The organism is Streptomyces sp. GD-15H, assembly GCF_045291515.1.
Taxonomy (GTDB): Bacteria; Actinomycetota; Actinomycetes; order Streptomycetales; family Streptomycetaceae; genus Streptomyces.
In genome coordinates this window covers 1,149,664-1,172,223 of sequence record NZ_CP149447.1, presented here as the reverse complement: position 1 = coordinate 1,172,223, position 22,560 = coordinate 1,149,664, and the positions used below count along the sequence as shown (strand labels likewise).

Sequence of the window (22,560 nt, the reverse complement as noted above, 5' to 3'; positions counted from 1 at the left end):
TGTTGCTTCCGAGTGGAAGCTTTTGAACTCCGGGGGGAGTCCCATGCGCCTGACCATGCCGACCGGCGTCGTCGAAGGAACCTGGCTCAACCCAACTTCAGCCGCGGGGTGAAGGATTCGGGCGGCCGGGTCGCCGACGCGATCCTCTACCCGGCGATCGAGGCGGGCCGCAGGATCCGGGGCTGCTGAACCCGGACGAGCGCCCACGCGCCCCTCACCTCTCACCCCGCATCGCATTGCACGCATCGCATTTCACGGAAACGGAGCATGACCATGTCCTTCCAGCAGTTTTCCCCCTCCCCGCAGCCCGCCCCCGGCGCGCAGGGCCCCTTCGGCCTCGGCGCGCCCACCGGTCCGGTACGGCCCCCGAAGCAGCGCGGCCGGTGGCTGAAGTACGGGGCGGTCGCCCTGGTGTCCCTGTTCATCGGAGTCGGCATCGGAAGCAGCGGCGACGGCTCGGCGGCGTCGGAGAAGGCGGCAGCCGACACCAAGTCAGGGCCGAGACCGACGGCCACCGTCACCGAAACCGCCAAGTCCGCCGACGGCGACGCCAAGCCCGCGCCCACCGTCACCAAGACCGAGACGGTGACCGCCAAGCCGAAGAAGACGAAGGAGCCGGGCCCGGCGACCAGCTTCTCGGGAGAGGGCGAGTACGTCGTCGGCGAGGACATCGAGGCCGGCACGTACAAGACGGCCGGAGCGGACGGCGGTTTCGGCTGCTACTGGGAGCGGGCCAAGGACGCCAGCGGCGAGTTCGGCTCCATCATCGCCAACAACAACCTGAAGGGCCCGGGCCGGGTGACGCTCAACACCGGCGAGTACTTCAAGACCAACCGGTGCCAGGAGTGGAAGAGGGTCGGCTGAGGCCGGGCATGGAATCGCCGCAACTGCCGCAAGCGTCCGGCAGGCGAGTTACCTGAGGATTCCTGTGGTTCAGGGGGAGTAGGCGATGGATCCGTGCGCGGTTACCCTGTCGGCGTGTACGACATGACGGACCCGGTTGCCGCACGACGCGCGGCGATAGCCGCTGAGAAGGAGCGCCTGGCGAGGGCGCGCGAGCGCCGGTCGAGCCGCGAACCGGCCGGCGCGAACGGCTTCGCCCAGCGGAAGTGGCGCTGGCTCGGCGTCAACGGAGGTGAGGCCGTCGACGCCGTGCTGGCCGTTCTGAGGGACATCGTCGAGGCGCCGACCCTGACGGACGGGCAGCGGGACACACTGAGCCGGGCCGTGGCCGGTGCACCGGACCGCGAGGAACTGCTTCCTGCGGTCCGGGCCGGTCTCGCGACCCTGGAGCCGGACGAAGTTCTCGGACACTTGAGGTCCCTCTGGGCCGTCGAGGTGCGGTGGCTCAACGAACCCGGCACGCGGCGGTGCCAGATCCTGTGCTCCACCGCCCCGGGGCTCGAACTCGTCAACGTGCGGTCCCGGGCCGTCTCGGGAGGGCCCGCCTTCTCCCTCTTCGTCACAGCGGCGACCCGTGGCGCGGTCCCTGTTCCGAACGCCCACCTGCCGTACGCCCTGTCCCGCGCGCCGCTGTCCGTGCTCGACGACCTCGTGGACCACGGCGGCCTGATGGCGGAGGACCAGCCCTGGACGGAGCGAGGTGAGGACGACGCGCTCTATCTGCGCGCCCGTCTGATCCCCTCGTCCGTCGCCCGGAGCGAAGCCGCGCGCCTCGACTGGGACGACTTCCTGCGCCGCCGCGCGTTCCTGGACGGCGAGACGGTCACCCGCAGGGAACCCGACGACGTCTGGGACCTGCTGCTCGAACGTCGTGGGCGAGGCCCAGCTGTCGTCCCTCGACGCACTGGACACCGCCCTGCCGCGAGCCCAGCAGATCGAATTGCGCAACCTCAAGTCCGGCGCCCTCAATGGGCAGTGGGCCATGGAAACGGTTCGCGACGAAGGACTCTGGAAGCTGATGGCCGCCCTGTGGCAGCCGACGGAGACCGTCGATCCGACACGCAGCGGCTTCCATGCGCTGGTCGCGCTCAGGCGTGCCTACGACCTCACCAGGTCCGGAGAGCTGGACGCGGCGGACAACCAGGTGGACGCCTTCCTGCGCAGCCGCGCCGTCACGTCGCTCCCCGCCGAAATGATGTCCGAGGCGTACACCGTCGCGGCCTACGTGGCCGTGGCCACGGCGGTCGGCGCGGGCGGAAGCGAGAAGCTCGCCCTCGCGGAGGAACACGCACGGAAGGCGACAGAGGTGGGCGGTGCCGTCGCCGAACGCAACCTCGCCCTCGTCCGCACATGGAGAGAGACTCCCAGGAACCAGCGGGAGCCGATGACGAACCCGTTCCTGGAACTCGGCCTGGACCACGGGGCCGAAGGATGGGACCGGCACTGCCGGGACCTCTTCCGCCAGTACGCGCAAGCAGGGGACCAGACGAGCCAGTCCCGGGTCAACCGGGCACAGGGCCGCATCGAAGAGGCCCTGCGCCATGACTCCGGTCTCGACGTGTTCTTCCGGCTGCCGCTCGCCGAGGCCCGCTACGAGTTGCCGGACGCCGTCCCCCGGCAACTGGTACCACCGTTGGAGCCACTGGCCCGCCGCACCACGTTCACCAGCGGTGCGGAACTGGAGATCATGCGTGCTCGCGCAGCCGTCGAACTGCTCGACGACTTCCGGAGCACCGCACCCCACCTCGACCGGCACGGCCACAGCCGCTGACGGCCCACCCCTACCACGACCACGACGACGCACGACGGTGAGTGAGGCGCGACCAGTCCATGGCCCAGAAAAGGAAAACCGCGGCAAGCCGTGGCGTGCAGAGGATCCACAAGAACCAGCGCCCCCATCGTCCCTGCCCGCACTGCGGGCAGATACAGCCGGGCCAGGACCGGATGGATGCGCCGCACAAGCCCGGAGGGCTGAGGGCCCGTCGCGCGAAGCGGGAACAGCCGGACGAGCGGTCCGCCGACGGGGAGCGGCAGGTCGTCGTGCCGGCGCCGGAGCCCATCGACGCCAAGACGATCATCCAGGGGGTCGTCGAACGGATCCCCTCCGCTCTGGAGGCCGTCACGGCCGCCGACGGTAACGCCGCCGCCCCGTCCGCCGGGCTGAACGTGGCCGTGCGCAAGGCCGTTCTGGACGAGTTCCGGACCCGCGCACAGTTCGTGGGCCGGCTCGCCGAGATCGACGCCCTGCTCTGGACGAGCACGGACCACGGCGGTGAGCTCGTCAGCGGCACCCTGCTGGACCACCTGCGGCACCTGCGCCTGCTCAGGATCACCGAACCGGAGGAGAGCGACCGGTTCGTCGTCACGGAAGGCGAGGGCGAGAACCTCGAGGTGCTGCGTCCGGCCTACGTGGACGAGGTGACCGGAAAGGTGGTTCTGGCCGGACACCTTCGGAGGGTTTCCGCGCGCGACAGCGCAGAGGGGGGAGAAGCGTGACCACCGGTATCGACTTCGGCACCACCAACTCGGTGGCCGCCCAGTGGAACGGCGAATACGTCGAAGTCCTGGAACTCGGCGCACAGGGACTCGACGCCGACTGGAAGCGCCCCGGCTTCGAACTGCTCTATCCGTCGGTGGTGGGCACCAGCTCGCTCAGGACGGGAGCGCTGTTCGGCTGGGAGGCCAAGCTCCGCTCCGAGCAAGCGGTCGAAGCATGCAAGCGCATGCTGCGCGACGAGCCCCTCGTGACGATCGGAGGGCGGAGGTTCGCCGCCACCACCGCCGCCGCCGGAGTCTTCCGGTCCATGGCCACGGCCGCCGAGGAGGAGGCCGCGACCGAGATTGCGGAAGCCGTGATCACCGTCCCCGCCAACGCCACCGGCGCGGCCCGCTTCCGCACCCGGGAAGCGGCACGGGCGGCGGGCATCACGGTCAAGACCCTCCTCAACGAGCCCACGGCCGCCGCCATCTCCTACGCCCACGCCGTGGAGGAGGACGGAGAGTTCCTCGTCTTCGACTGGGGCGGTGGCACCATGGACGCCACCCTGCTGCTGCACGAGGACGGCTTCTTCGACGAGAAGGCCAGCCGAGGCGTCAACCAGCTGGGCGGCCTGGAGATCGACGCCCGGCTGCGGCGCATGGTCCTGAACCGGGCGCCCGCGCGCAGGCAGTGGTCCGAGTCCGAGCAGCGGCAGTTCGGTCTCGAGCTGGAACGCAACAAGATCCTGCTGTCGTCCCAGGAGTCCGTACGCATCGCGACCCCGGACGGAAACGTCGTCGAGATCGGCCAGGAGGAGTTCTCCGCCGAGATCCAGGACCTGATCAGCCACGCCCTCGACCCGGTCGAAGAGTGCCTCGAACAGGCCCGTATCGACCCGCGCGACCTCACGGCCGTACTGATGATCGGCGGAAGCAGCCAGATTCCCGCGGTGCGCGAGGCCGTGGCCGAAGCACTGGACTGCGAACTGGTCGGTCCGGAGCTGTGCGACCCGATGACCGCGGTCGCCCAGGGAGCCGCCATCAGCGCGGCGGCCATGGACGGTGAGCTGAAGAGCATCATCCGGGTCGTCAACACCCACGCGCTGGGCACGGTGACCAAGGACCGTGACGGCAAAAGGGCCTTCAGTGCCCTTATCGACCGCAACCAGCGGCTGCCCCAGCAGCGGTCCAAGTCGTACCAGCCGTCCAAGGACGGAGTGCGCCGACTGACCGTGGAAGTGTGGGAAGGGGACCCGGACCAGCCCGTCGACCACCCCGACAACGTCAAGCTGACCGAGCTCGTCCTGGCCTACCCGCAGCGCTCCCAGGCGGAGGACGGCGCGTTCGACCTGGAGTACACGTACAGCAAGGAAGGCCTGCTGACGGTGAAGGCGACCCTCCAGCGGACCGGCGAGACCGTACTCGACGACGAGGTCAGGGTCTTCGGCGACCGCACGGCGCCCCCGGACATCGAGGAGGAACTCACCAGGCTGTTCACCCTGAGCGCGTCCGAGCGCACAGCACCCCGGCCGACCCACCCCCAGCGGGGCCCCGCCGCCGCGCAGTCCGGTGGACGACCCGACAACGGGTCCTCGGCAAAGAACGCCGGGCCGCCGTCGCCGACCTTCCTGGCGGCGAAGGCCTCCACCCGGGCGCCCCTGGCCTCGTCGGCGTCCTCGGTCGGCAAGTCTGCTCCGGTGACCGGGCAGAAGCCCGCCGCGCTGGTCGTCGACGGGTCCAACCTGGCCTGGAACGGCCGTCCGCCCCGCTCGGCAGGAGGGCGGCCCAGCTTCCTCGCCCTGCAAGCGGCCATCAGGTCACTGCAGTTCAAGAACCCGGACAGGGACATCCACGTCGTCGTGGACGCCACGCTCCGCCACGACGTCGCAGCGGAGGAGCGGCCGCTGGTGGAACAGGCCATCGCCGACGGCACCGTGGTGCAGCCGCCCGCCGGCACCGAGGGCCGTGGCGACGCGCTGGTCATCAGCATCGCGGACGAGATCGGCGGGGTGATCGTCTCCAACGACAACTTCGCCCCCTTCCAGAAGGCCAACCCCTGGCTTTTGGAGAACAATCGGGTGCTGGGAGCCACTCACTCCCAAGGGCTCTGGGTCTTCAACCCGCGTACTCCCAACGCCGCCGCGCCGGCACGGCGGCGCCACTGACGGCGTTCGTCCCGGGCCGGGCGCCGACGAGAGGTGCCGTAGTTGACGTGTTGATGTGCCGTGGTTCGAGGACCGCCGTGCGGGTCGCGGGTACCAGTTGAATACCGGCGGCGGTGTGTCGCCGCCGGTATGACCGTGCACGAGAGGCCGGGTGCCGGGAGCCTGCGGTCGGTCCAGCGGCGGGATCACCTTCAGTGACCACCGTCGGATTCATTCTCCGCGGTGGTGTACCGCACGGGCCAGTCCTCCACCTTCACCAACAGGCCCTGGCGCGCGAGGTCGCGGAGGATGTGGCGGGTGTTCTTCTCCTGGGGGTCGTGGCCCGCGTCGCGTAGGGCGCGTAGGCCGCGGTCGGTGTCCCAGTGGCCGCCGTAGGTGCGTACCGCCTTCTCGAGGTCGGCGCGTTGGGTGGATGTGCCTGTGGGCGGTTCGGTCATCGTGTTGGTCCTCACGCCTGTTCGGTAGTGGCGGACGCGTGTGCGCGCTTCGCGTGGTTGACGATGCTCGCGGGGGCGCCGACGTAGGCGCACGAGGGGCACTTCCGCCATACGCCCTCGGTGACGGCACGGGCGCTCACCGAGTGTCCGGGGCCGTATCCGTGGGCGTGCAGCAACTGGGCGATGGAGGAACCGTATTCGGCTGCCAGCAGGGCCGCCTCGGCCACCTTGTCGTGGCCCGGGGCGAAGAAGGAACCCGCGCCGACCTTCTTGGCGCAGCCGCACCAGCAGGTGCCGGTCGGGGTGAGGTGGGGAAGAGGCTTCGTGGTCATGGCGGCACGGTAGTTCAGTGGACGTGAACGCGCGGGGGATTGTGGTGATCCCCGGGGTGAGGCCGCAGAGTTGCGTTGGCCGGCGTCAGCCCGCAGTGCGGGATCACGCGATCGGGTGATCGTTCGGGGAGCGGGCACGGGTGGGGGTCGCGGTCCGTTTGATCCCGTGACGAGGGCTTCTCGTCCTTCTCATCGCAGACCACGGGGGTACACATGGGTCTCTGCTTTCATCGCAACCCCGACGGCACGACCACCGGGCGCAACGACGCCAGTGGGTTCACCGTGACACACGCCGACGAGGAGGAGGCGAAGAGGCTGCTGTACGAGGATGCCGGGTGGGAGTACTCGCCTCCGCCGCCTCCCCTCCCGGCCGGGTTGCATCGGTTCTCCCTGGTGCACGAGGAGTTCGGCGCGGTCGGGTTCGGGGACGAGCGGTATGCGGGGTTGCGGGAGCGGCCGCCGGAGGGCTGTGTGCCGGTCGACCGGGGGCACCTTGCCCTGGAGTGCGAGCGGCCGGGGAAGACGCTGCTGGACGCGGTCGTCGGCACCGTCGCGGAAGTACGGCGCGAACACGGGCTGGTGATGAACAGTCTGGGTGTCGAGAAGCCGCAGGAGTGGCTCGGTGATGACAGGGACGGGTGTGCGGCGGTGATCGCCGCACACCTGTTGCTGGCCGGCACCCATCGTGCCCGGCTGCTCGGGTACGGGCGCAAGGACCTGGTCCGGCTCCTCGATTCGACCGGCATCGAGTAGCCGGGCAAGCCCGGGGTCAGGGCAGAAGGGTCGCCGGGCCGGGGACGAAGTCCGGATCGACCTGGGCCGACAGGTCCTCGCCGGTGCGGGCGTCGGCCCAGGCGCGGGCGTTGCGGAGGTGGAACTCCACGGCGTGGCGGTGGAGGCGGTCCCAGTCCCGGGGCTGGGAGTCGACGGCCTCGCGCAGGACGGTCAGGGCGTGGTGGTTGTGCGGTTCCAGGGTGCCCAGGGCGTCCGGGGTGTCGGGGCCGGCCGGTGCGGCCCTGCCCTGTTCCGCCGCCCGCACCCAGTCCGAGTGCACGAGGTGGGTCAGGAGGTCGTCACCCACCTGGTTCTTGAGGAAGAGGAGGTCGTCCTCGCAGGTCACCTTGTTGCCGATGACCGCGATACGGATGCCGAACTCGCGGGCGTGGTCGCGGTACTGGCGGTAGACGGAGACGCCCTTGCGGGTGGGTTCGGCGACCAGGAAGGTGAGGTCGAAGCGGGTGAACAGGCCGGAGGCGAAGGCGTCGGCGCCCGCGGTCATGTCGACCACCACGTACTCGCCTGGGCCGTCGACCAGGTGGCCCAGGTACAGCTCCACCGCGCCCAGCTTGGAGTGGTAGCAGGCCACACCCAGGTCGCTGTCGTCGAACTGGCCCGTCGCCATCAGCGGGACGCCGCCGGCCCGGACGACGTGCCGCGCGTGCAGTTCGTCGTCGCCCAGCAGACGCAGGAGGCGTGAGCCGCGGCCGGGCGGAGTCGTCTTGATCATCGACTCGGTGGAGGTGATGCGGGGGTTGGTGCCGCGCAGGTACGCCTTGATGTCGTGCAGGCGCGGACCCAGGGGAGGGGGTGTCACCGGGGTGCCCTCGGCGGGGGCGAGGGCCTCGGCCAGGTGCTGGTTGATGTCGCCGTCGATGGCGAGCACCGGGGCGCCGGTGCTCGCCAGGTGACGGGAGAAGAGGGCGGACATCGTCGTCTTGCCACTGCCGCCCTTGCCGACGAACGCGATCCTCATCGGCACTCCACCGTCTTGAAAACGAATGTCATGTCGGTAGGTTTAGAGGGGGGCTGGGACGGTGTCAAACACTTCGGGGCGTGTCGGCGCCACTTCATGCTTACGGGCCGAGGGGGTGTCACCCCGCGACGAGTTCCCGCACCGGCTGTTCGGGGTGGGCGGAGGGCCGTACCCGCGAGGTGCGCCACAGCCACAGGACGTCGCGGCCGAACGACCACAACAGCAGGCCCAGGGCCAGCGCCACCACCCCGACGTTGACCAGGTGCGGCAGCAGGTCCGCGCCCGCCACCAGCAGGAGGACGCCCTGCAGCGCGGCCACCGTCTTGCGGGCGGTACTCGGCGGGAGGGCGGCGTTCAGCCACGGCCACACCCGGGCCGCGGCGACGAAGACGTACCGCATACCGCCGATCAGCAGCACCCAGGGCCCCATCGCCATCGACACGTACACACTGAGCACCAGGATGAGGAACGCGTCGACCTCCATGTCGAAACGGGCACCCAGCGCGGTCGACGTTCCGGTCCTGCGGGCCACCTTGCCGTCCACCCCGTCGAGGACGAGGGCCGCGGCGGTCAGGCCGACGAAGAGGGCGACGGGCGGAGTGTCCCGGAAGGAGTCGGCGACCAGCGCGGTCACCCCGCCCACCAGGATCGCCCGGCCGAGCGTCACCCGGTTGGCCGGGCCGAACGAGCGCAGCCGGGACCGGTGCAGGGCCCGGGAGAGCACCGCCCAGGTGGCGATCGCGAACGCGAGGCCGGTCAGCCAGCCCGCCGGGCCCATGCCGATCGCCGTACCGAGAAGCGCCAGCAGCAGGACCTGCACGCCCGCCCCCACGGCGGTCTCCTGCTGTACGAGCCTCGCGTCGTAACTGTTGTTCAGGGCCACCGAACACCCTCCGGCCGTGTGACAGAGTCGATCAACGCCGCTGCCTTGTGCGCGGCCCGTGCACCACTCGGTACGGGTGCAACTTGCCGTTCGTTCAGGAGGAATTCGATGAACCACACCGCTCGTGCCTTCTGGCTCGGCTCACCCGGCCGAGGAGAGATCCGTGAGACCGCCCTGCCCACCCCCGGTGAGGACGAGGTGCTGGTGCGCTCGCTGTACTCCGGGGTGAGCCGCGGTACGGAGACCCTCGTCTTCCGCGGCGGGGTGCCCGAGAGCCAGCACACGGCGATGCGCGCGCCGTTCCAGGAGGGCGACTTCCCGGGGCCGGTGAAGTACGGCTACCTCAATGTGGGCGTGGTGGAGGAGGGGCCGGCGGTACTCGTCGGGCGCACGGTCTTCTGCCTCTACCCGCACCAGACCCGCTACGTCGTCCCGGCGAGCGCCGTGACACCCGTGCCCGACGACGTGCCCGCCGGCCGGGCCGTGCTGGCCGGCACCGTGGAGACCGCCGTCAACGCCCTGTGGGACGCGGCGCCGCTGATCGGTGACCGGATCGCCGTCGTCGGCGGCGGCATGGTCGGCAGCTCGGTGGCCGCGCTGCTGGCCCGTTTCCCCGGCGTACGCGTCCAGCTCGTCGACGCCGACCCCGCGCGCGCCGAGACCGCCGAGGCCCTCGGCGTCGGATTCGCGCTGCCCGGGGACGCCCTCGGCGACTGCGACCTGGTCGTGCACGCCAGCGCCACCGAGCAGGGACTCACCCGGTCGCTCGAACTGCTCGGCGCCGAGGGCACGGTGATCGAACTGAGCTGGTACGGCGACCGGAAGGTGAGCCTCCCGCTGGGCGAGGCCTTCCACTCCCGGCGGCTCGCCATCCGCAGCAGCCAGGTCGGCACGGTCTCCCCGGCCCGCCCCGGCCGCAGTTACGCCGACCGGCTCGCCCTCGCCCTCGACCTGCTGGCCGACCCCGCGCTCGACGCGCTGATCACCGGCGAGTCCGCGTTCGAGGAGCTGCCCGACGTCATGCCTCGCCTCGCCTCCGGCGAGATCCCGGCCCTGTGCCACCTCATCCACTACGACCGGGCCACGCCCTGATCGGAGAGCCACCGTCTGACCTGAGAAAAGACACACCGGAGGCTGAACGCCGGACGGCGAACAGCCGTACTACACGGCATCCCCGGCGGCGATCGGCCGGGGGCAGACGCGCCGCACCTGGAGGGTCGTCCGTTGTTCAGCATCACCGTCCGCGATCACATCATGATCGCCCACAGCTTCCACGGCGAGGTCTTCGGACCGGCCCAGCGCCTGCACGGGGCCACGTTCCTCGTGGACGCCACATTCCGGCGCGAACAGTTGGACGAGGACAACCTCGTCGTCGACATCGGCCTCGCGACGCAGGAACTCGGGGCCGTCGTCGGCGAGCTGAACTACCGCAACCTCGACAACGAACCCGACTTCGCGGGGATCAACACCTCGACGGAGTTCCTGGCCAAGGTCATCGCCGACCGGCTCGCCGAGCGCATCCACAAGGGCGCGCTGGGCGAGGGCGCCAAGGGCATCGCGGGACTCGCGGTCACCCTGCACGAGTCGCACATCGCCTGGGCGAGTTACGAGCGTGAGCTGTGAACGACGCCACCGCCACCATGACCGGCACCGCCCCCCAGCGGGCCCGCCTGGACTATGTTCCCCAGCAGGCCTCCTTCCCGGGGAACGGAGGGATCATCCCCATGTCCCTGCGCTCCGTGCACTTCCTGATGCCGGGCGGCGTCGACGACCCGGCCGCACCGAGCGGCGGCAACGCCTACGACCGGCGCGTCTGCCTGGACCTGCCCGGATTCGGCTGGCAGGTGCAGCGGCACGCCGTGGCCGGTGACTGGCCCCGCCCGGACGCCGCCGCCCGCACCGTGCTCGCCCGCACCCTGCGCGAACTGCCCGACGGCGCCGTCGTCCTGCTGGACGGGCTGGTCGCCTGCGGGGTCCCCGAGATCATCGTCCCGGAGGCGGAACGGCTGCGGATGGCCGTCCTCGTCCATCTCCCGCTCGGCGACGAGACCGGGCTCGCCCCGTCGGTCGCCGCCGACCTGGACGCCCGTGAGCGTACGGTCCTGCGCGCGGTGCCGGCCGTCATCGGCACCAGCGACTGGGCGGTACGCCGCCTCGTCTCCCACCACGGTCTCGCGCCCGAGCGCGTCCACGCCGCCGCGCCCGGCGCCGACATCGCGCCCCTCGCCTCCGGCACCGACGGCGTCTCCCGACTGCTGTGCGTCGCCGCGGTCACCCCGCGCAAGGGTCAGCACCGGCTGGTGGAGGCGCTGGCGGCGGTGTCCGACCTGCCGTGGAGCTGCGCGCTGGTCGGCGGGCTCGGCCACGACCCCGAGTACGTCGCCCAACTGCGCTCCCTGATCGCCGAGTACGGCCTCCAGGACCGGCTGGAGCTGACGGGGCCGAGATCCGGCGCCGAACTCGACGCCAGTTACGCCGCCGCCGACCTGATGGTCCTCACCTCGTACGCCGAGACGTACGGCATGGCGGTCACCGAGGCACTGGCGCGTGGCATCCCGGTGCTGGCCACCGATGTCGGGGGCCTGCCCGAGGCGGTCGGCCGCGCCCCCGACGGCGGGGTGCCCGGCATCCTCGTCCCGCCGGAGAACCCCGCCGCCCTCGCCGTCGAGCTCCGCGGCTGGTTCGGCGAGGCGGACGTCCGCCGCCGGTTGAAGGCGGCCGCGCGCGGCCGGCGTGCCGCGCTCGGCGGCTGGGCGAGCACCGCACAGAGCCTGGCGGAGGTACTGCGCCGACTGCCGACCGAACCCCGGAAGGCCGCATGACCACCCCGTCAGCAACGCAGACAACGCAGACGCAGACAACGCAGACGCAGACAACGCAGACGGCGGTACAGGTGGGACCGGGCGCCCCTGCCGCCCGGCAGTCCGTCATCCCCGGGGCCGGTCCCGCGCTCCGTCCCGGCGAGCGGGCCACCCTCCGGCTGCGGGAGTCCGACGCCGAGGAACCCGCCCGGTACGCGCCCGAGTGGCTCCAACTGCGTGAGCCCGCCGACGCCTGCGCACGCGCCCACGACCTGCTCGACCCGCTGCGCATCCGGCTCGCCAACCTGCCGCAGCGGGCCGACGGTTTCCTCGTCCACGACATCGGCTGCGGGACCGGCTCCATGGGCCGCTGGCTCGCGCCCCGGCTGGACGGTGCCCAGCACTGGATCCTGCACGACCGGGACCCCTACCTCCTCCACTTCGCCGCCGTCGCCTCCCCGCGGTCCGCCGCCGACGGCAGCCGCGTCAGCGTGGAGACCCGGCGCGGCGACGTCGCCCGGCTCACCCCGGACGCCCTGGCCGGCGCCTCCCTGGTGACGGCGTCCGCACTGCTGGACGTCCTCACCCGCGAGGACGTCGACGCCCTCGCCGCCGCCTGTGCCGGAGCCGGCTGCCCGGCCCTGCTCACGCTCTCGGTGGCCGGACGCGTCGAACTGACCGCGCCGCACCCGCTGGACCAGGAGATCACCGAGGCGTTCAACGCCCACCAGCGCCGGGACGGACTGCTCGGCCCGGACGCGGCCACCGTCGCCGCGCAGGCCTTCGCCGAACACGGCGCGACCGTACGGCTCAACCCGAGCCCCTGGCGGCTCGGACCCGAGCAGGCCGAACTGACCGCGCAGTGGCTGCGGGGCTGGGTCGGCGCGGCGGTCGAGGAACGCCCCGAACTGGCGGAGCCCGCGGGTCGTTACCTGACCGAGCGCCTGGAGGCCTGCGCGGCGGGCGAACTGCGGGTCGTCGTCCACCACAGCGACCTGCTCGCCCTGTGCGGGCCGTCGGGCGCCGCCGCGTGAGTGTCCGGACGGTGGAAACACCGGTCCTGGACGCCCCGGTTCCCGACACCCCGGTCCTCGACAGTCTGCCTCCCGACGCCCCGACACCGCGCACCGGCAGCGCCTCGCGCGCTCTCCTCGCCCGGCTCAACACCCCCGCCGTGCGCACCCGCCTCGGCAGCGTCGCCGGTGTCGTCATCCTCGCCGTGCTGCTGTGGCGCCTGGGCACCGGAGTCTTCGTCGACGGGCTGCGCCGGATCGACGGGCTCTCCGTGCTGGCGGCGCTCGGGATCGGGCTGGTGACCACGGTGTTCAGCGCCTGGCGCTGGGCCCTGGTGGCCCGGGGTCTGAGAATCCGGCTGCCGCTCGCCTTGGCCGTCGCCGACTACTACCGCGCCCTGTTCCTGAACGCGGCCCTGCCCGGTGGCGTCCTCGGCGACGTCCACCGCGCGGTGCGGCACGGGCGGAGCGCCGGTGACCTGGGCCGCGGGGTGCGGTCCGTGGTGCTGGAACGGACCGCCGGACAGGTGGCGCTGTTCGCCGCCGGGGCCGTGATGCTGCTGACGATGCCGTCCCCGGTCCGGGACGAGATGCGGCAGGCCGCCCCGCTCGTGGGCCTCGCCGCACTCGGCGCCTGCGCCGTCGTCCTCGCCCTGCGCATGAACCGGTCGGCGCCGTCACGCCGGGGCCGGGCGCCATGGCCGGTATTCGCCGAGGCCCGCGAGGGGCTGCTGTCCCGGCGCAACGGTCCGGGTGTGCTGCTCTCCTCCGTCGTCGTGCTCGCCGGATACCTGGCGATGTTCGTACTCGCCGCCCGCGTCGCCGGAGTCGGCGCTGCGGTGACCGAGCTGCTGCCGCTGGGCGTACTGGCGCTGTTCGCCATGGTGCTGCCGCTGAACGTCGGCGGCTGGGGCCCCCGGGAGGGCGTCGCCGCCTGGGCGTTCGGCGCCGCGGGACTGGGCGCGGGCCGGGGGCTGGCCGTCGCCGTGGTCTACGGGGTGCTCAGCCTCGTGGCGAGCCTGCCCGGAGTGATCGTGCTCGTCGCCCGCTGGTACGCGGAACTGCGCGCCGGGCGGCGGAGCACAGGGCGCCGGACGGCCACCGCCGCACCCGCAGCCGCACTCGCCGCCGTCCTCACACCCGCCGCGCAGGACGACGCGGCCTACGCGCCGTCGCCGTCGCTCACCGCGCGGGCCGAACCGGTCGCGCCTGCCGCATCCGTCGCGGTGCTTCCGGAGGTGAGCATCGAGAAATACGCGCCGAAGGAATCCACGAGGCTCGCCAGAAGTTCCCTGCCCTTTTCCGCGGAGCCCAGCGAAGGACGTCCGATGACACCTGAATCGGTATAGGCGGTCATTCCCAGTGTGAGCAACTGGCGCCGGTCGTCGGCGACGTGATCGGAGGTCTCATAACCGGTCCGGAGCAATTCGGGATGAGTGTGCAGAAGGATGGAGGTCTCGATTTCCCCCGCGTGCATGTCGGTGAGCAGCGAGGTGACCACGCCGGCGTGCCGGCGCGCGGTCTCCCAGTCCTCCGGTGCCGGGAACAGTGACATGCGCTCGCCGCGGGCGGAGGATTCCTGAACGACGTTGCCGAGTACGTAGTTTCCCCCGTGTCCGTTGACCAGCACCAGGGTGTCCACGCCGGACCGGCGCAGCGAGTCGGCGATGTCCCGTATCACCGCGTGAAGGGTCACGGAGGAGAGGGAGACGGTCCCCGGCCAGGCCGCGTGCTCGTGCGAGCAGGAGACCGTCACCGGAGGGAGGAGGTGCACCGGGTACGCGTCGGCGATCTCCCCCGCGACGGCACACGCCACCAGCGTGTCGGTCACCAGCGGCAGGAACGGACCGTGCTGCTCGAAACTCCCGATGGGAAGGATTGCGATCTGCCGTGAGACGTCGGCGCTCCGCTTCCGTACATCTTCTGTAGTATCCGCCGGCAACAGACCGTGGACCGGGCCGTATGCCGCCGACCGCTTTTGTGAACCACCCATATCCTCAAGGCCTTTCGTCTCTGCTTAGGAACTCGGGAATCATGACAGAAAACATAGGCGTACTCGGCAAGAAGCCCCCGCAGCGGACCGGCGTGGAACGTGTCGTGAATGCGCCGCTGCCCACCGTGTACGGAAAGTTCCAGGTGGTCGGCTACCTCGACCACGACCGCGGTGACGAACAAGTCGCCCTGGTCCACGGCGACATCGGCGCGGACCGGGTCCTCACCCGGCTGCACTCGGAGTGCCTGACCGGCGACGCGTTCGGCTCCCAGCACTGCGAGTGCGGCGACCAGCTCGCCGCCGCACTGCGCGCGGTGGCCGCCGAAGGGGCGGGTGTCGTCCTCTACTTGAGAGGACACGAGGGCCGCGGCATCGGCCTGCTGGCGAAGCTGCGCGCGATGGCCCTGCAGGCGGAGGGACTGGACACCGTCGAGGCGAACCTCGCCCTCGGCCTGCCGGTGGACGCCCGCGACTACGGTGTCGCCGCCGGCATGCTCCAGGACCTGGGCGTGCGGTCGGTGCGGCTGATGTCCAACAATCCCCGCAAGCACGAGGCGTTGGTACGGCACGGTGTCCAGGTCGCCGAGCAGATGCCGCTGTTGATACCGCCGTGCGAGAGCAACATCACCTACCTGCGGACCAAGCGGGAACGCCTCGACCACCACCTGCCCCACCTGGACGCGGTGGCGCACTGGTCCTGACGGCCCACCGGACCCGGCACCCCCGGCGGCGAACCGGCGGCCGGCCGGCGTTCAGCCGGTCACGGCCTCGTGCACCAGCCGCCTGAGGTCCGGGAACACCGAGTGGGAGGACCGGGGCCGCACCTGCGTGTAGAACTGCACGGTCAGGTCGCGGCCCGGGTCGACCCAGAACGTGGTGGTGGCGACCCCGCTCCAGCCGTAGGTGCCGAGGCCGGACGGGGCCCGCGTACGGGACGGGTCGACGACGACGGACACACCGAGGCCGAAGCCGATGCCCTCGTTGCCGGGCTCGTCGTGGGCCGGACGGCTGCCGAAGGCGCGCAGATCGGCGCCGCCGGGGAGGTGGTTGCGGGTCATCAGGTCCACCGTGCCCGGGGCGAGCAGCCGGACACCGTCCAGTTCGCCCCGACGGCGCAGCAGTTCCATGAAGCGGTGCATGTCGTGGGCGGAGGCCACCATCCCCCCGCTGCCGGACAGGAACCGGGGCCGCCCCCGCAGCGGCAGCCCGGCGATGGGCTCGATGCCGCCGGTGTCCGTCTCCCCGTACAGCTCCGCGAGCCGCCCCGCCTGCTCGTCGGTGACCTGGAAACCGGCGTCCGTCATCCCCAGCGGGCCGAAGATCCGCTCGGCGAAGAAGGTGTCGAGCGACTGCCCGGACACCACCTCGATGATCCGCCCCAGCACGTTGGAGGCGACCGAGTAGTTCCACTGGGTACCCGGATCGAACTGCAGCGGCAGACCGGCGTACACGTCGACCGTTCCGGCGAGGTCCGCACCCGGTGCCACCGACGAGTCCAGTCCGGCCTCGCGGTACAGCGCGTCCACCGGATGGGCGTGGTAGAAGGCGAACGTCAGCCCGGCGGTGTGGGTCATCAGGTGCCGTACGAGCAGGGGCCGGCCGCGGGACGCGTCCGCGTCCCGGCGCCGGAGCCGCTCTCGTACACCCGCGGTTCGGCGAACGCCGGCAAGTGACGGCCGACCGGATCGTCCAGCGACAGCCGGCCCTCCTCCATGAGGATCAGCGCGGCGACGGAGGTCACCGGCTTGGTCATGGAGTAGATCCGCCACAGCGTGTCGCTCCGCACGGGCAGCCCGGCCGCGATGTCCCGCCGTCCGTACGCCGTCAGGTGCGCGACCCGCCCGCCTCGCGCGACGGCGACGAGGAAGCCGGGCAGCCGCCCCTCGTCGACCTCGTGCGCGAAGTGCCGGTCCAGCCGGTCCAGCGCCTTCGCGTCCAGGCCGGTCTCCTCCGGGCCGGCCTCTTGCCGCAGCAGTCCCATCGCGCACTCCTTCGACCGTGCTCACAAGCTGAGTCCGGCATACCCCGCTCGGAGAAGGTCAGACCTCGTCAGGGCGGGTGAACGCACCGGCGAACCCGGACGGACGGCAAGGACGCCGGGAATGACGGGCCCGGTACGGTCGGTTGCACTGGGTATGACACAGGACACACTGCCCGCACTGCTCGCACTGCTCGGTGATTACGACGGTGGCGTGCTCGTCACGCTGAAAAAGGACGGCCGGCCCAGCCGTCGAACGTCAACCACGCCTACTACCCCGACGAGCGGTTGATCCGTGTCTCGCTCACGGACGACCGGGCCAAGACCCGCAACCTGCGGCGGGACCCCCGGGCGTCCTACCACGTGACCACCCCCGACCGGTGGGCGTACACGGTCGCCGAGGGCACCGCCGAACTGTCCCCCGTCGCCGCCGATCCGCACGACGAGACGGTGCGGGAACTGATCCGGCTCTACCGCGACGTCAACGGCGAACACCCCGACTGGGACGACTACCGCGCCGCCATGGTCCGCGACCGCCGCCTCGTGCTGCGGCTGCGGGTGGAGCGCGCGTACGGGATTCCCCGGCGCGGCGAGTCGTAGGACCCGGGGGCGGGTCGTAGGACCCGGGGCCCCCGCCGGACGACCGATGGTTGCGTGAGCGTGGGATGCCTACGCTGCGGAGCGGATCGGCGTGCGGTTTCGGCGCCGAGGAGGACGTCCCAGGGGAGAGGCCATCATGTCCGTCGGCGGTCGCAGCCACATCCGTATCGCCCGTCCGTCCCGGAACCTCGCCGCGGCCGAGCGGTTCTGGTGCGGCGGGCTCGGACTGAGCGTGGTGTGGCGGACCGGGGGCGGTGCCCCGCCCGGCGGGCACGACCTGCTGATGCTGGGGTGGCCGGACGCCGACTGGCACCTCGAACTCGTGCATGACTCCGGGCGGCCCGTGGAGCCCCGGCCCACCGAGGAGGATCTGCTGGTGATCTACCTCGACGGCCCGGTCCCGGACGATCTGGTCGGCCGGCTCGAGCAGCACGGCGGCACGGCGGTCCCGTCCCCCAATCCGTACTGGAACGAGTGGGGCGTCACCCTCGAGGACCCCGACGGTTACCGGCTGGTGCTGTGCCGGCGCGGGTGGTCCAACCGATAGGCGGGACGGGCGGGGCCGCGCCGACGCGAGACCCCGGAGCCGAACACCGGCTCCGGGGGTCGGAACGGGCGGGGTCAGGCCGTCACTTTCTCCGGCTGGGTCACACTGCCGTCGGCCGCGCGTTCGCCGAGCAGTTCGGTCGGGACGCGGTGGGTCTCCCGCGCGGAGAGCGCCGCGACCACCGGCGGAACGCACAGGGCGGCCGGGTGTTCTTCGAACTCCTCCAGCGGGACGGCGGCCACCGCGGCTACGGCGCCCGCAACGCACCGGTACGGCTGGCCGCCCAGCACGCCGTCCGGACGTCGACCGCCCTCACCTCCCAGCCGTAGGACGGGGCGTCGGCGTCACGATCTCACGGCCGGGTGTTCCACTCCGCGAGCACCGGACTGCCGTGCTCCAGCGACAGCCGGCTCAGCGTCCCCGTCTCCAGCCGGAACAACCGTCCGCCCGAGGGTGGCAGGCCCAGCCGGCGTGCGGTCAGCACCCGCAGCAGGTGGCCGTGCGCCACGAGCATCACCTCACCCGCGTCGAGCGCCCCGGCCACCCTGGACAGCACCCGGTCGGCACGCTCGCCGACCTGCGCGGCGGACTCGCCGGGAAACTCAGGACCGGACGGCACCCCGTCGGTCCACAGATCCCAGCCGGGCCGGGTGCGTCGGATGTCCGCGGTGGTGACGCCCTCGTAGCCGCCGTAGTCCCACTCCCGCAGGTCCGGCTCCGGCACCGCCCCCGCCAGCCCCGCGAGTTCGGCGGTGCGCCGGGCGCGGAGCAGCGGACTGGTGAGCACGAGCGCGAAGGCGCGGCCCGCGAGCAGCGGGGCCAGGGACCTGGCCTGGTCCTCGCCGCCCGCGGTCAGGGGCAGATCGGTACCACCGGTGTGCCGTCCCGCCCTGCTCCACTCCGTCTCACCGTGCCGGGCCAGCAGGAGATCTCCCACGGTCGCTACGCCCAGTCCTGCTCCTGCTCCTGCTCCTGGCCCCGGTCCTGATTCGGGCCGTCACGGTCCGCGGACTCGACCGCGTGGCCACCGAACTGGCTGCGCAGCGCCGCGACCATCTTCATCTGCGGCGAGTCCTCCTGCCGGGAGGCGAACCGCGCGAACAGGGACGCGGTGATCGCGGGGAGCGGCACCGCGTTGTCGATGGCGGCCTCCACGGTCCAGCGGCCCTCGCCGGAGTCCTCGGCGTAGCCGCGCAGCTTCTCCAGGTGGGCGTCCTCGTCGAGGGCGTCGACCGCCAGGTCGAGCAGCCAGGAGCGGATGACCGTGCCCTCCTGCCAGGAGCGGAACACCTCGCGGACGTCGGTCACCGAGTCGACCTTCTCCAGCAGCTCCCAGCCCTCGGCGTAGGCCTGCATCATGGCGTACTCGATGCCGTTGTGGACCATCTTCGCGAAGTGCCCGGCGCCGACCTTGCCCGCGTGGACGTAGCCGTACGGACCCTCCGGCTTGAGCGCGTCGAAGATCGGCTTGAGCCGCTCCACGTGCTCCTCGTCGCCGCCGACCATGAGGGCGTAGCCGTGCTCCAGCCCCCACACCCCGCCCGAGACACCCGCGTCGACGAAGCCGATGCCCCGGGCGCCCAGCTCCTTGGCGTGCTTCTCGTCGTCCGTCCACCGGGAGTTGCCGCCGTCGACGACGGTGTCACCGGGCTTGAGCAGGCTCCCCAGCTGATCGATGACGTGCTGGGTGACCGCGCCGGCCGGGACCATCACCCAGACGGCGCGCGGCCCGTCGAGCCGGTCGACGAGGTCGGACAGGTGGCCGACGTCGGAGCGGTCGGGGTTGGTGTCGTAGCCGACGACGGTGTGTCCGGCGGCACGGATGCGCTCACGCATGCTGCCGCCCATCTTGCCGAGACCAACAAGGCCGATCTGCATGTCAGTTCACTTCCTGGATCCGGGTAGGACGGCCCAGCGGAGGCGCCGGGTCGGTGCGGGGGAGGGGGCGTCAGGCATGGGCGGGGACCTCCTCGGTGCCCTCGCCGCGCAGGGCGACGGCGTACATCTCGTCCGCGTTGAGACGCCTGAGCTCCTCCGCGATCAGCTCGGAGAGGGGGCGTACCTTCAGCGCGAGCCGCCGCGACGGCTGCCCCGGCAGCGACAGCGTGGCCATCGGGCCCTCCGGGCGGTCGATGGCGATCTCACCGTCCACCGTGCCCAGGCGCACGCCGGTGACCACCGGGCCGGCCGTCTCCACCCGCTCGACCGGCACCTTCAGCCGGGCCTCCAGCCAGCGCGCCAGCAGCTCCGCGCTCGGGTTGTCGGCCTCGCTCTCCACGGCCGCCGACGTCACCGTCAGCCGGGCCTGGTCCAGGGCGGCGGCCAGCATGGACCGCCACGGCGTCAGCCTGGTCCAGGCCAGGTCGGTGTCGCCGGGCGCGTAGCAGCGCATCCGGGCGGCCAGGACCTTCAGGGGGTCCTCGACCGCGTACAGGTCGGTGATCCGGCGCTGGGCCAGCGCGCCCAGCGGGTCCCTCGACGGGTGCTCGGGCGCGTCCGCCGGCCACCAGACCACCACCGGGGCGTCCGGCAGCAGCAGCGGCAGCACCACCGAGTCGGCGTGATCGGACACCTCACCGTAGGTCCGCAGGACGACGGTCTCGCCGGTGCCGGCCTCCGCACCCACCCGCACCTCGGCGTCGAGGCGCGGGTGGGTGCGGTCGCGCGGGGTGCGGGCGTGGCGCTTGATGACGACGAGCATGCGCGAGGGGTGCTCGTGCGAGGCCTTCTCGGCGGCCTTGATCGAGTCGTAGGCGTTCTCCTCGTCCGTGACGATCACCATCGTCAGGACCATGCCCACGGCGGGGGTGCCGATGGCGCGGCGGCCCCGCACCAGCGCCTTGTTGACATCGCTTGCCGTGGTGTCGGTGAGGTCGATCTTCATGGCCTGCGCCAGCTCCGTCCGTCTCGTGCGAGCATCTCGTCGGCTTCCGCGGGTCCCCAGCTGCCCGAGGTGTACCGCGCGGGTCTGCCGTGGGACGCCCAGTACTCCTCGATCGGGTCGAGGATCCTCCACGACTCTTCCACTTCCTGAGGGCGGGGGAACAGGTTGGCGTCCCCCAGGAGGACGTCGAGGATGAGCCGCTCGTACGCCTCCGGGCTGGACTCGGTGAACGACTCGCCGTAGGCGAAGTCCATCGACACGTCCCGGATCTGCAGGGACGTGCCCGGCACCTTGGAGCCGAACCGCACCGTCATGCCCTCGTCCGGCTGCACCCGGATGACGATCGCGTTCTGCCCGAGCTCCTCGGTGGCGGTGGAGTCGAAGGGGGAGTGCGGTGCCCGCTGCAGCACCACCGCGATCTCGGTGACCCGGCGGCCCAGCCGCTTGCCGGTGCGCAGGTAGAAGGGCACACCCGCCCAGCGGCGGTTGTCGACGCCCAGCTTGATCGCGGCGTACGTGTCGGTCCTCGAGGAGTCGTCGATGCCCTCCTCCTCCAGATACCCGACCGCCTTCGCGCCGCCCTGCCAGCCCGCCGCGTACTGCCCGCGCACGGTGTCCCGGCCCAGGTCCCTGGGCAGCCGCACGGCGCCGAGCACCTTGGTCTTCTCCGCGGCCAGCGCGTCCGCGTCGAAGGAGGCCGGCTCCTCCATGGCGGTCAGCGCCATGAGCTGGAGCAGGTGGTTCTGGATGACGTCACGGGCGGCGCCGATGCCGTCGTAGTAGCCGGCCGGCCGCCGATGCCGATGTCCTCGGCCATGGTGATCTGCACGTGGTCCACGAAGGACCGGTTCCACACCGGCTCGAACATCTGGTTGGCGAAGCGGAGCGCCAGGATGTTCTGGACGGTCTCCTTGCCCAGGTAGTGGTCGATCCGGAAGACCTGGTCCGGGGCGAACACCTCGTGGACGATCGCGTTGAGCTCCTCGGCCGACGTCAGGTCGTGGCCGAAGGGCTTCTCGATCACCGCGCGCCGCCAGGAACCGCTGCTCTGGTCGGCCAGCCCGTGCTTCTTCAGCTGCTGGATGACCACCGGGAAGGACCGCGGCGGCACCGACAGGTAGAACGCGAAGTTGCCGCCCGTGCCCTGCGCCTTGTCCAGCTCCTCGATGGTGCCGCGCAGCCGCTCGAAGGCGTCGTCGTCGTCGAAGGTGCCCTGGACGAAGCGCATGCCCTGGATGAGCTGCTGCCAGACCTCCTCGCGGAACGGCGTGCGGGCGTGCTCCTTGACCGCGTCGTGGACCACCTGCGCGAAGTCCTCGTGCGCCCACTCGCGGCGGGCGAACCCGACCAGCGAGAAGCCCGGCGGCAGCAGACCCCGGTTGGCGAGGTCGTACACGGCCGGCATCAGCTTCTTGCGCGAGAGGTCACCCGTGACGCCGAAGATGACGAGCCCGGAGGGGCCGGCGATCCGGGGGAGCCGACGGTCGCGGGGGTCGTGCAGGGGGTTGGACCAGCCGTCCCCGGCTCCGGCCTCGTTCTCGCCTTCACCTTCGGCCTCGGTCATTCCGCGTCAGCTCCCTTGGTGTCGAGGGCTCTCCCACCTACAGGGTGTCCCGGTAAACGGGAACCTTCACCTCCGAAAAATCCCGGCGGGGCCCGTGCCCGTGCTTTTCGCCCGCTGCCTTCAAGGAATCTTCGATCCGAAGGGGCGACTTCCGTATCGCCTTCAGTAGTAAAGGCGTGACGTTTCAAACGGCAGGAGGCCCCAGGTGCCGGTCCCGGTGGCGGCCCGC

At 71.6% G+C, this 22,560-nt stretch carries 20 protein-coding genes and 4 pseudogenes; 13 read left to right on the top strand and 11 right to left on the bottom strand.

Annotation, left to right across the window (positions count from 1 at the left end):
• Positions 1 to 267 precede the first annotated feature (267 nt).
• From WJ438_RS05805 to WJ438_RS05790, 4 genes are all read left to right on the top strand, one after another.
• Positions 268 to 864: a hypothetical protein gene (locus WJ438_RS05805; protein ID WP_406724251.1), complete on the top strand. Its 597-nt coding sequence runs from the start codon at positions 268 to 270 to the stop codon at positions 862 to 864.
• A gap of 910 nt (positions 865 to 1,774) precedes the next feature.
• Complete coding sequence (locus WJ438_RS05800) at positions 1,775 to 2,674, top strand: hypothetical protein (RefSeq protein WP_406724250.1); 900 nt, start codon at positions 1,775 to 1,777, stop codon at positions 2,672 to 2,674.
• 173 nt (positions 2,675 to 2,847) lie between these two features.
• Positions 2,848 to 3,399 carry a hypothetical protein gene (locus tag WJ438_RS05795; protein WP_406724249.1) on the top strand — a complete coding sequence of 184 codons (552 nt, stop codon included), beginning with the start codon at positions 2,848 to 2,850 and terminating at the stop codon, positions 3,397 to 3,399.
• Positions 3,396 to 5,546 carry an Hsp70 family protein gene (locus tag WJ438_RS05790; RefSeq protein WP_406724248.1) on the top strand — a complete coding sequence of 717 codons (2,151 nt, stop codon included), beginning with the start codon at positions 3,396 to 3,398 and terminating at the stop codon, positions 5,544 to 5,546. Before WJ438_RS05795 ends, WJ438_RS05790 begins: the two co-directional genes overlap by 4 nt.
• 191 nt (positions 5,547 to 5,737) lie before the next feature.
• Here WJ438_RS05790 and WJ438_RS05785 read toward each other — a convergent pair whose 3' ends face one another.
• Both WJ438_RS05785 and WJ438_RS05780 read right to left on the bottom strand, forming a co-directional pair.
• Complete coding sequence (locus WJ438_RS05785; protein ID WP_406724247.1) at positions 5,738 to 5,983, bottom strand: hypothetical protein; 246 nt, start codon at positions 5,981 to 5,983, stop codon at positions 5,738 to 5,740.
• An 11-nt stretch (positions 5,984 to 5,994) separates the two neighbouring features.
• Entirely contained in the window at positions 5,995 to 6,315 is a 321-nt protein-coding gene (locus tag WJ438_RS05780) for a hypothetical protein (RefSeq protein ID WP_406724246.1), read from the bottom strand.
• Between the two features lie 213 nt (positions 6,316 to 6,528).
• Here WJ438_RS05780 and WJ438_RS05775 point away from each other — a divergent pair, with 213 nt between their 5' ends.
• Complete coding sequence (locus WJ438_RS05775) at positions 6,529 to 7,068, top strand: hypothetical protein (protein WP_406724245.1); 540 nt, start codon at positions 6,529 to 6,531, stop codon at positions 7,066 to 7,068.
• Positions 7,069 to 7,084: 16 nt separating this feature from the next.
• Here WJ438_RS05775 and WJ438_RS05770 read toward each other — a convergent pair whose 3' ends face one another.
• Complete coding sequence (locus WJ438_RS05770; RefSeq protein WP_406724244.1) at positions 7,085 to 8,068, bottom strand: ATP-binding protein; 984 nt, start codon at positions 8,066 to 8,068, stop codon at positions 7,085 to 7,087.
• 118 nt (positions 8,069 to 8,186) lie between these two features.
• Positions 8,187 to 8,951, bottom strand: a complete 765-nt coding sequence (locus WJ438_RS05765; RefSeq protein ID WP_406724243.1) for a CDP-alcohol phosphatidyltransferase family protein — start codon at positions 8,949 to 8,951, stop codon at positions 8,187 to 8,189.
• A gap of 108 nt (positions 8,952 to 9,059) precedes the next feature.
• Between WJ438_RS05765 and WJ438_RS05760 the strand changes: the two genes are divergently transcribed.
• From WJ438_RS05760 to WJ438_RS05740, 5 genes and pseudogenes are all read left to right on the top strand, one after another.
• Positions 9,060 to 10,043 carry a zinc-binding alcohol dehydrogenase gene (locus WJ438_RS05760; protein WP_406724242.1) on the top strand — a complete coding sequence of 328 codons (984 nt, stop codon included), beginning with the start codon at positions 9,060 to 9,062 and terminating at the stop codon, positions 10,041 to 10,043.
• Positions 10,044 to 10,175: 132 nt separating this feature from the next.
• Positions 10,176 to 10,574, top strand: a complete 399-nt coding sequence (locus tag WJ438_RS05755) for a 6-pyruvoyl trahydropterin synthase family protein (RefSeq protein WP_406724241.1) — start codon at positions 10,176 to 10,178, stop codon at positions 10,572 to 10,574.
• A 17-nt stretch (positions 10,575 to 10,591) separates the two neighbouring features.
• Positions 10,592 to 11,773 carry a glycosyltransferase family 4 protein gene (locus WJ438_RS05750; RefSeq protein ID WP_406729602.1) on the top strand — a complete coding sequence of 394 codons (1,182 nt, stop codon included), beginning with the start codon at positions 10,592 to 10,594 and terminating at the stop codon, positions 11,771 to 11,773.
• Positions 11,770 to 12,786 carry a class I SAM-dependent methyltransferase gene (locus WJ438_RS05745; RefSeq protein WP_406724240.1) on the top strand — a complete coding sequence of 339 codons (1,017 nt, stop codon included), beginning with the start codon at positions 11,770 to 11,772 and terminating at the stop codon, positions 12,784 to 12,786. The genes WJ438_RS05750 and WJ438_RS05745 overlap by 4 nt, the downstream gene beginning before the upstream one ends.
• Positions 12,759 to 13,733 (top strand): annotated as a pseudogene (locus WJ438_RS05740) (lysylphosphatidylglycerol synthase transmembrane domain-containing protein); the annotation flags it as partial. The gene WJ438_RS05745 and the pseudogene WJ438_RS05740, both read left to right, overlap by 28 nt.
• 194 nt (positions 13,734 to 13,927) lie before the next feature.
• Here WJ438_RS05740 and WJ438_RS05735 read toward each other — a convergent pair.
• The gene (locus WJ438_RS05735; RefSeq protein WP_406724239.1) at positions 13,928 to 14,758 is read right to left on the bottom strand and encodes a creatininase family protein; all 831 of its coding nucleotides are present in this window, start codon (positions 14,756 to 14,758) and stop codon (positions 13,928 to 13,930) included.
• Positions 14,759 to 14,799: 41 nt separating this feature from the next.
• Here WJ438_RS05735 and ribA point away from each other — a divergent pair, with 41 nt between their 5' ends.
• Entirely contained in the window at positions 14,800 to 15,459 is a 660-nt protein-coding gene (gene ribA / locus WJ438_RS05730; protein ID WP_406724238.1) for a GTP cyclohydrolase II, read from the top strand.
• A 51-nt stretch (positions 15,460 to 15,510) separates the two neighbouring features.
• On the opposite strand, the pseudogene WJ438_RS05725 reads toward ribA, so the two are convergent.
• Positions 15,511 to 16,739: pseudogene (locus tag WJ438_RS05725) on the bottom strand (serine hydrolase domain-containing protein).
• Positions 16,740 to 16,893: 154 nt separating this feature from the next.
• Between WJ438_RS05725 and WJ438_RS05720 the strand changes: the two are divergent.
• Both WJ438_RS05720 and WJ438_RS05715 read left to right on the top strand, forming a co-directional pair.
• Positions 16,894 to 17,336 (top strand): annotated as a pseudogene (locus WJ438_RS05720) (TIGR03618 family F420-dependent PPOX class oxidoreductase).
• Positions 17,337 to 17,472: 136 nt separating this feature from the next.
• On the top strand, positions 17,473 to 17,883 hold the full coding sequence (locus tag WJ438_RS05715; protein WP_406724237.1) for a VOC family protein: 411 nt from the start codon (positions 17,473 to 17,475) through the stop codon (positions 17,881 to 17,883).
• Between the two features lie 74 nt (positions 17,884 to 17,957).
• Here the strand turns inward: WJ438_RS05715 and WJ438_RS05710 are convergent, their stop codons facing one another.
• The 5 genes and pseudogenes from WJ438_RS05710 to zwf all read right to left on the bottom strand — a co-directional run bounded on the left by WJ438_RS05710 (position 17,958) and on the right by zwf (position 22,331).
• Positions 17,958 to 18,125 carry a hypothetical protein gene (locus WJ438_RS05710; protein WP_406729971.1) on the bottom strand — a complete coding sequence of 56 codons (168 nt, stop codon included), beginning with the start codon at positions 18,123 to 18,125 and terminating at the stop codon, positions 17,958 to 17,960.
• Between the two features lie 110 nt (positions 18,126 to 18,235).
• Positions 18,236 to 18,820: a histidine phosphatase family protein gene (locus WJ438_RS05705; RefSeq protein ID WP_406724236.1), complete on the bottom strand. Its 585-nt coding sequence runs from the start codon at positions 18,818 to 18,820 to the stop codon at positions 18,236 to 18,238.
• Between the two features lie 5 nt (positions 18,821 to 18,825).
• Positions 18,826 to 19,761 carry a phosphogluconate dehydrogenase (NAD(+)-dependent, decarboxylating) gene (gnd, locus tag WJ438_RS05700; protein WP_406724235.1) on the bottom strand — a complete coding sequence of 312 codons (936 nt, stop codon included), beginning with the start codon at positions 19,759 to 19,761 and terminating at the stop codon, positions 18,826 to 18,828.
• 70 nt (positions 19,762 to 19,831) lie between these two features.
• Positions 19,832 to 20,767 carry a glucose-6-phosphate dehydrogenase assembly protein OpcA gene (opcA, locus tag WJ438_RS05695; RefSeq protein ID WP_406724234.1) on the bottom strand — a complete coding sequence of 312 codons (936 nt, stop codon included), beginning with the start codon at positions 20,765 to 20,767 and terminating at the stop codon, positions 19,832 to 19,834.
• Positions 20,764 to 22,331: pseudogene (zwf, locus tag WJ438_RS05690) on the bottom strand (glucose-6-phosphate dehydrogenase). The gene opcA and the pseudogene zwf overlap by 4 nt, the downstream one beginning before the upstream one ends.
• Positions 22,332 to 22,560: the final 229 nt, after the last annotated feature.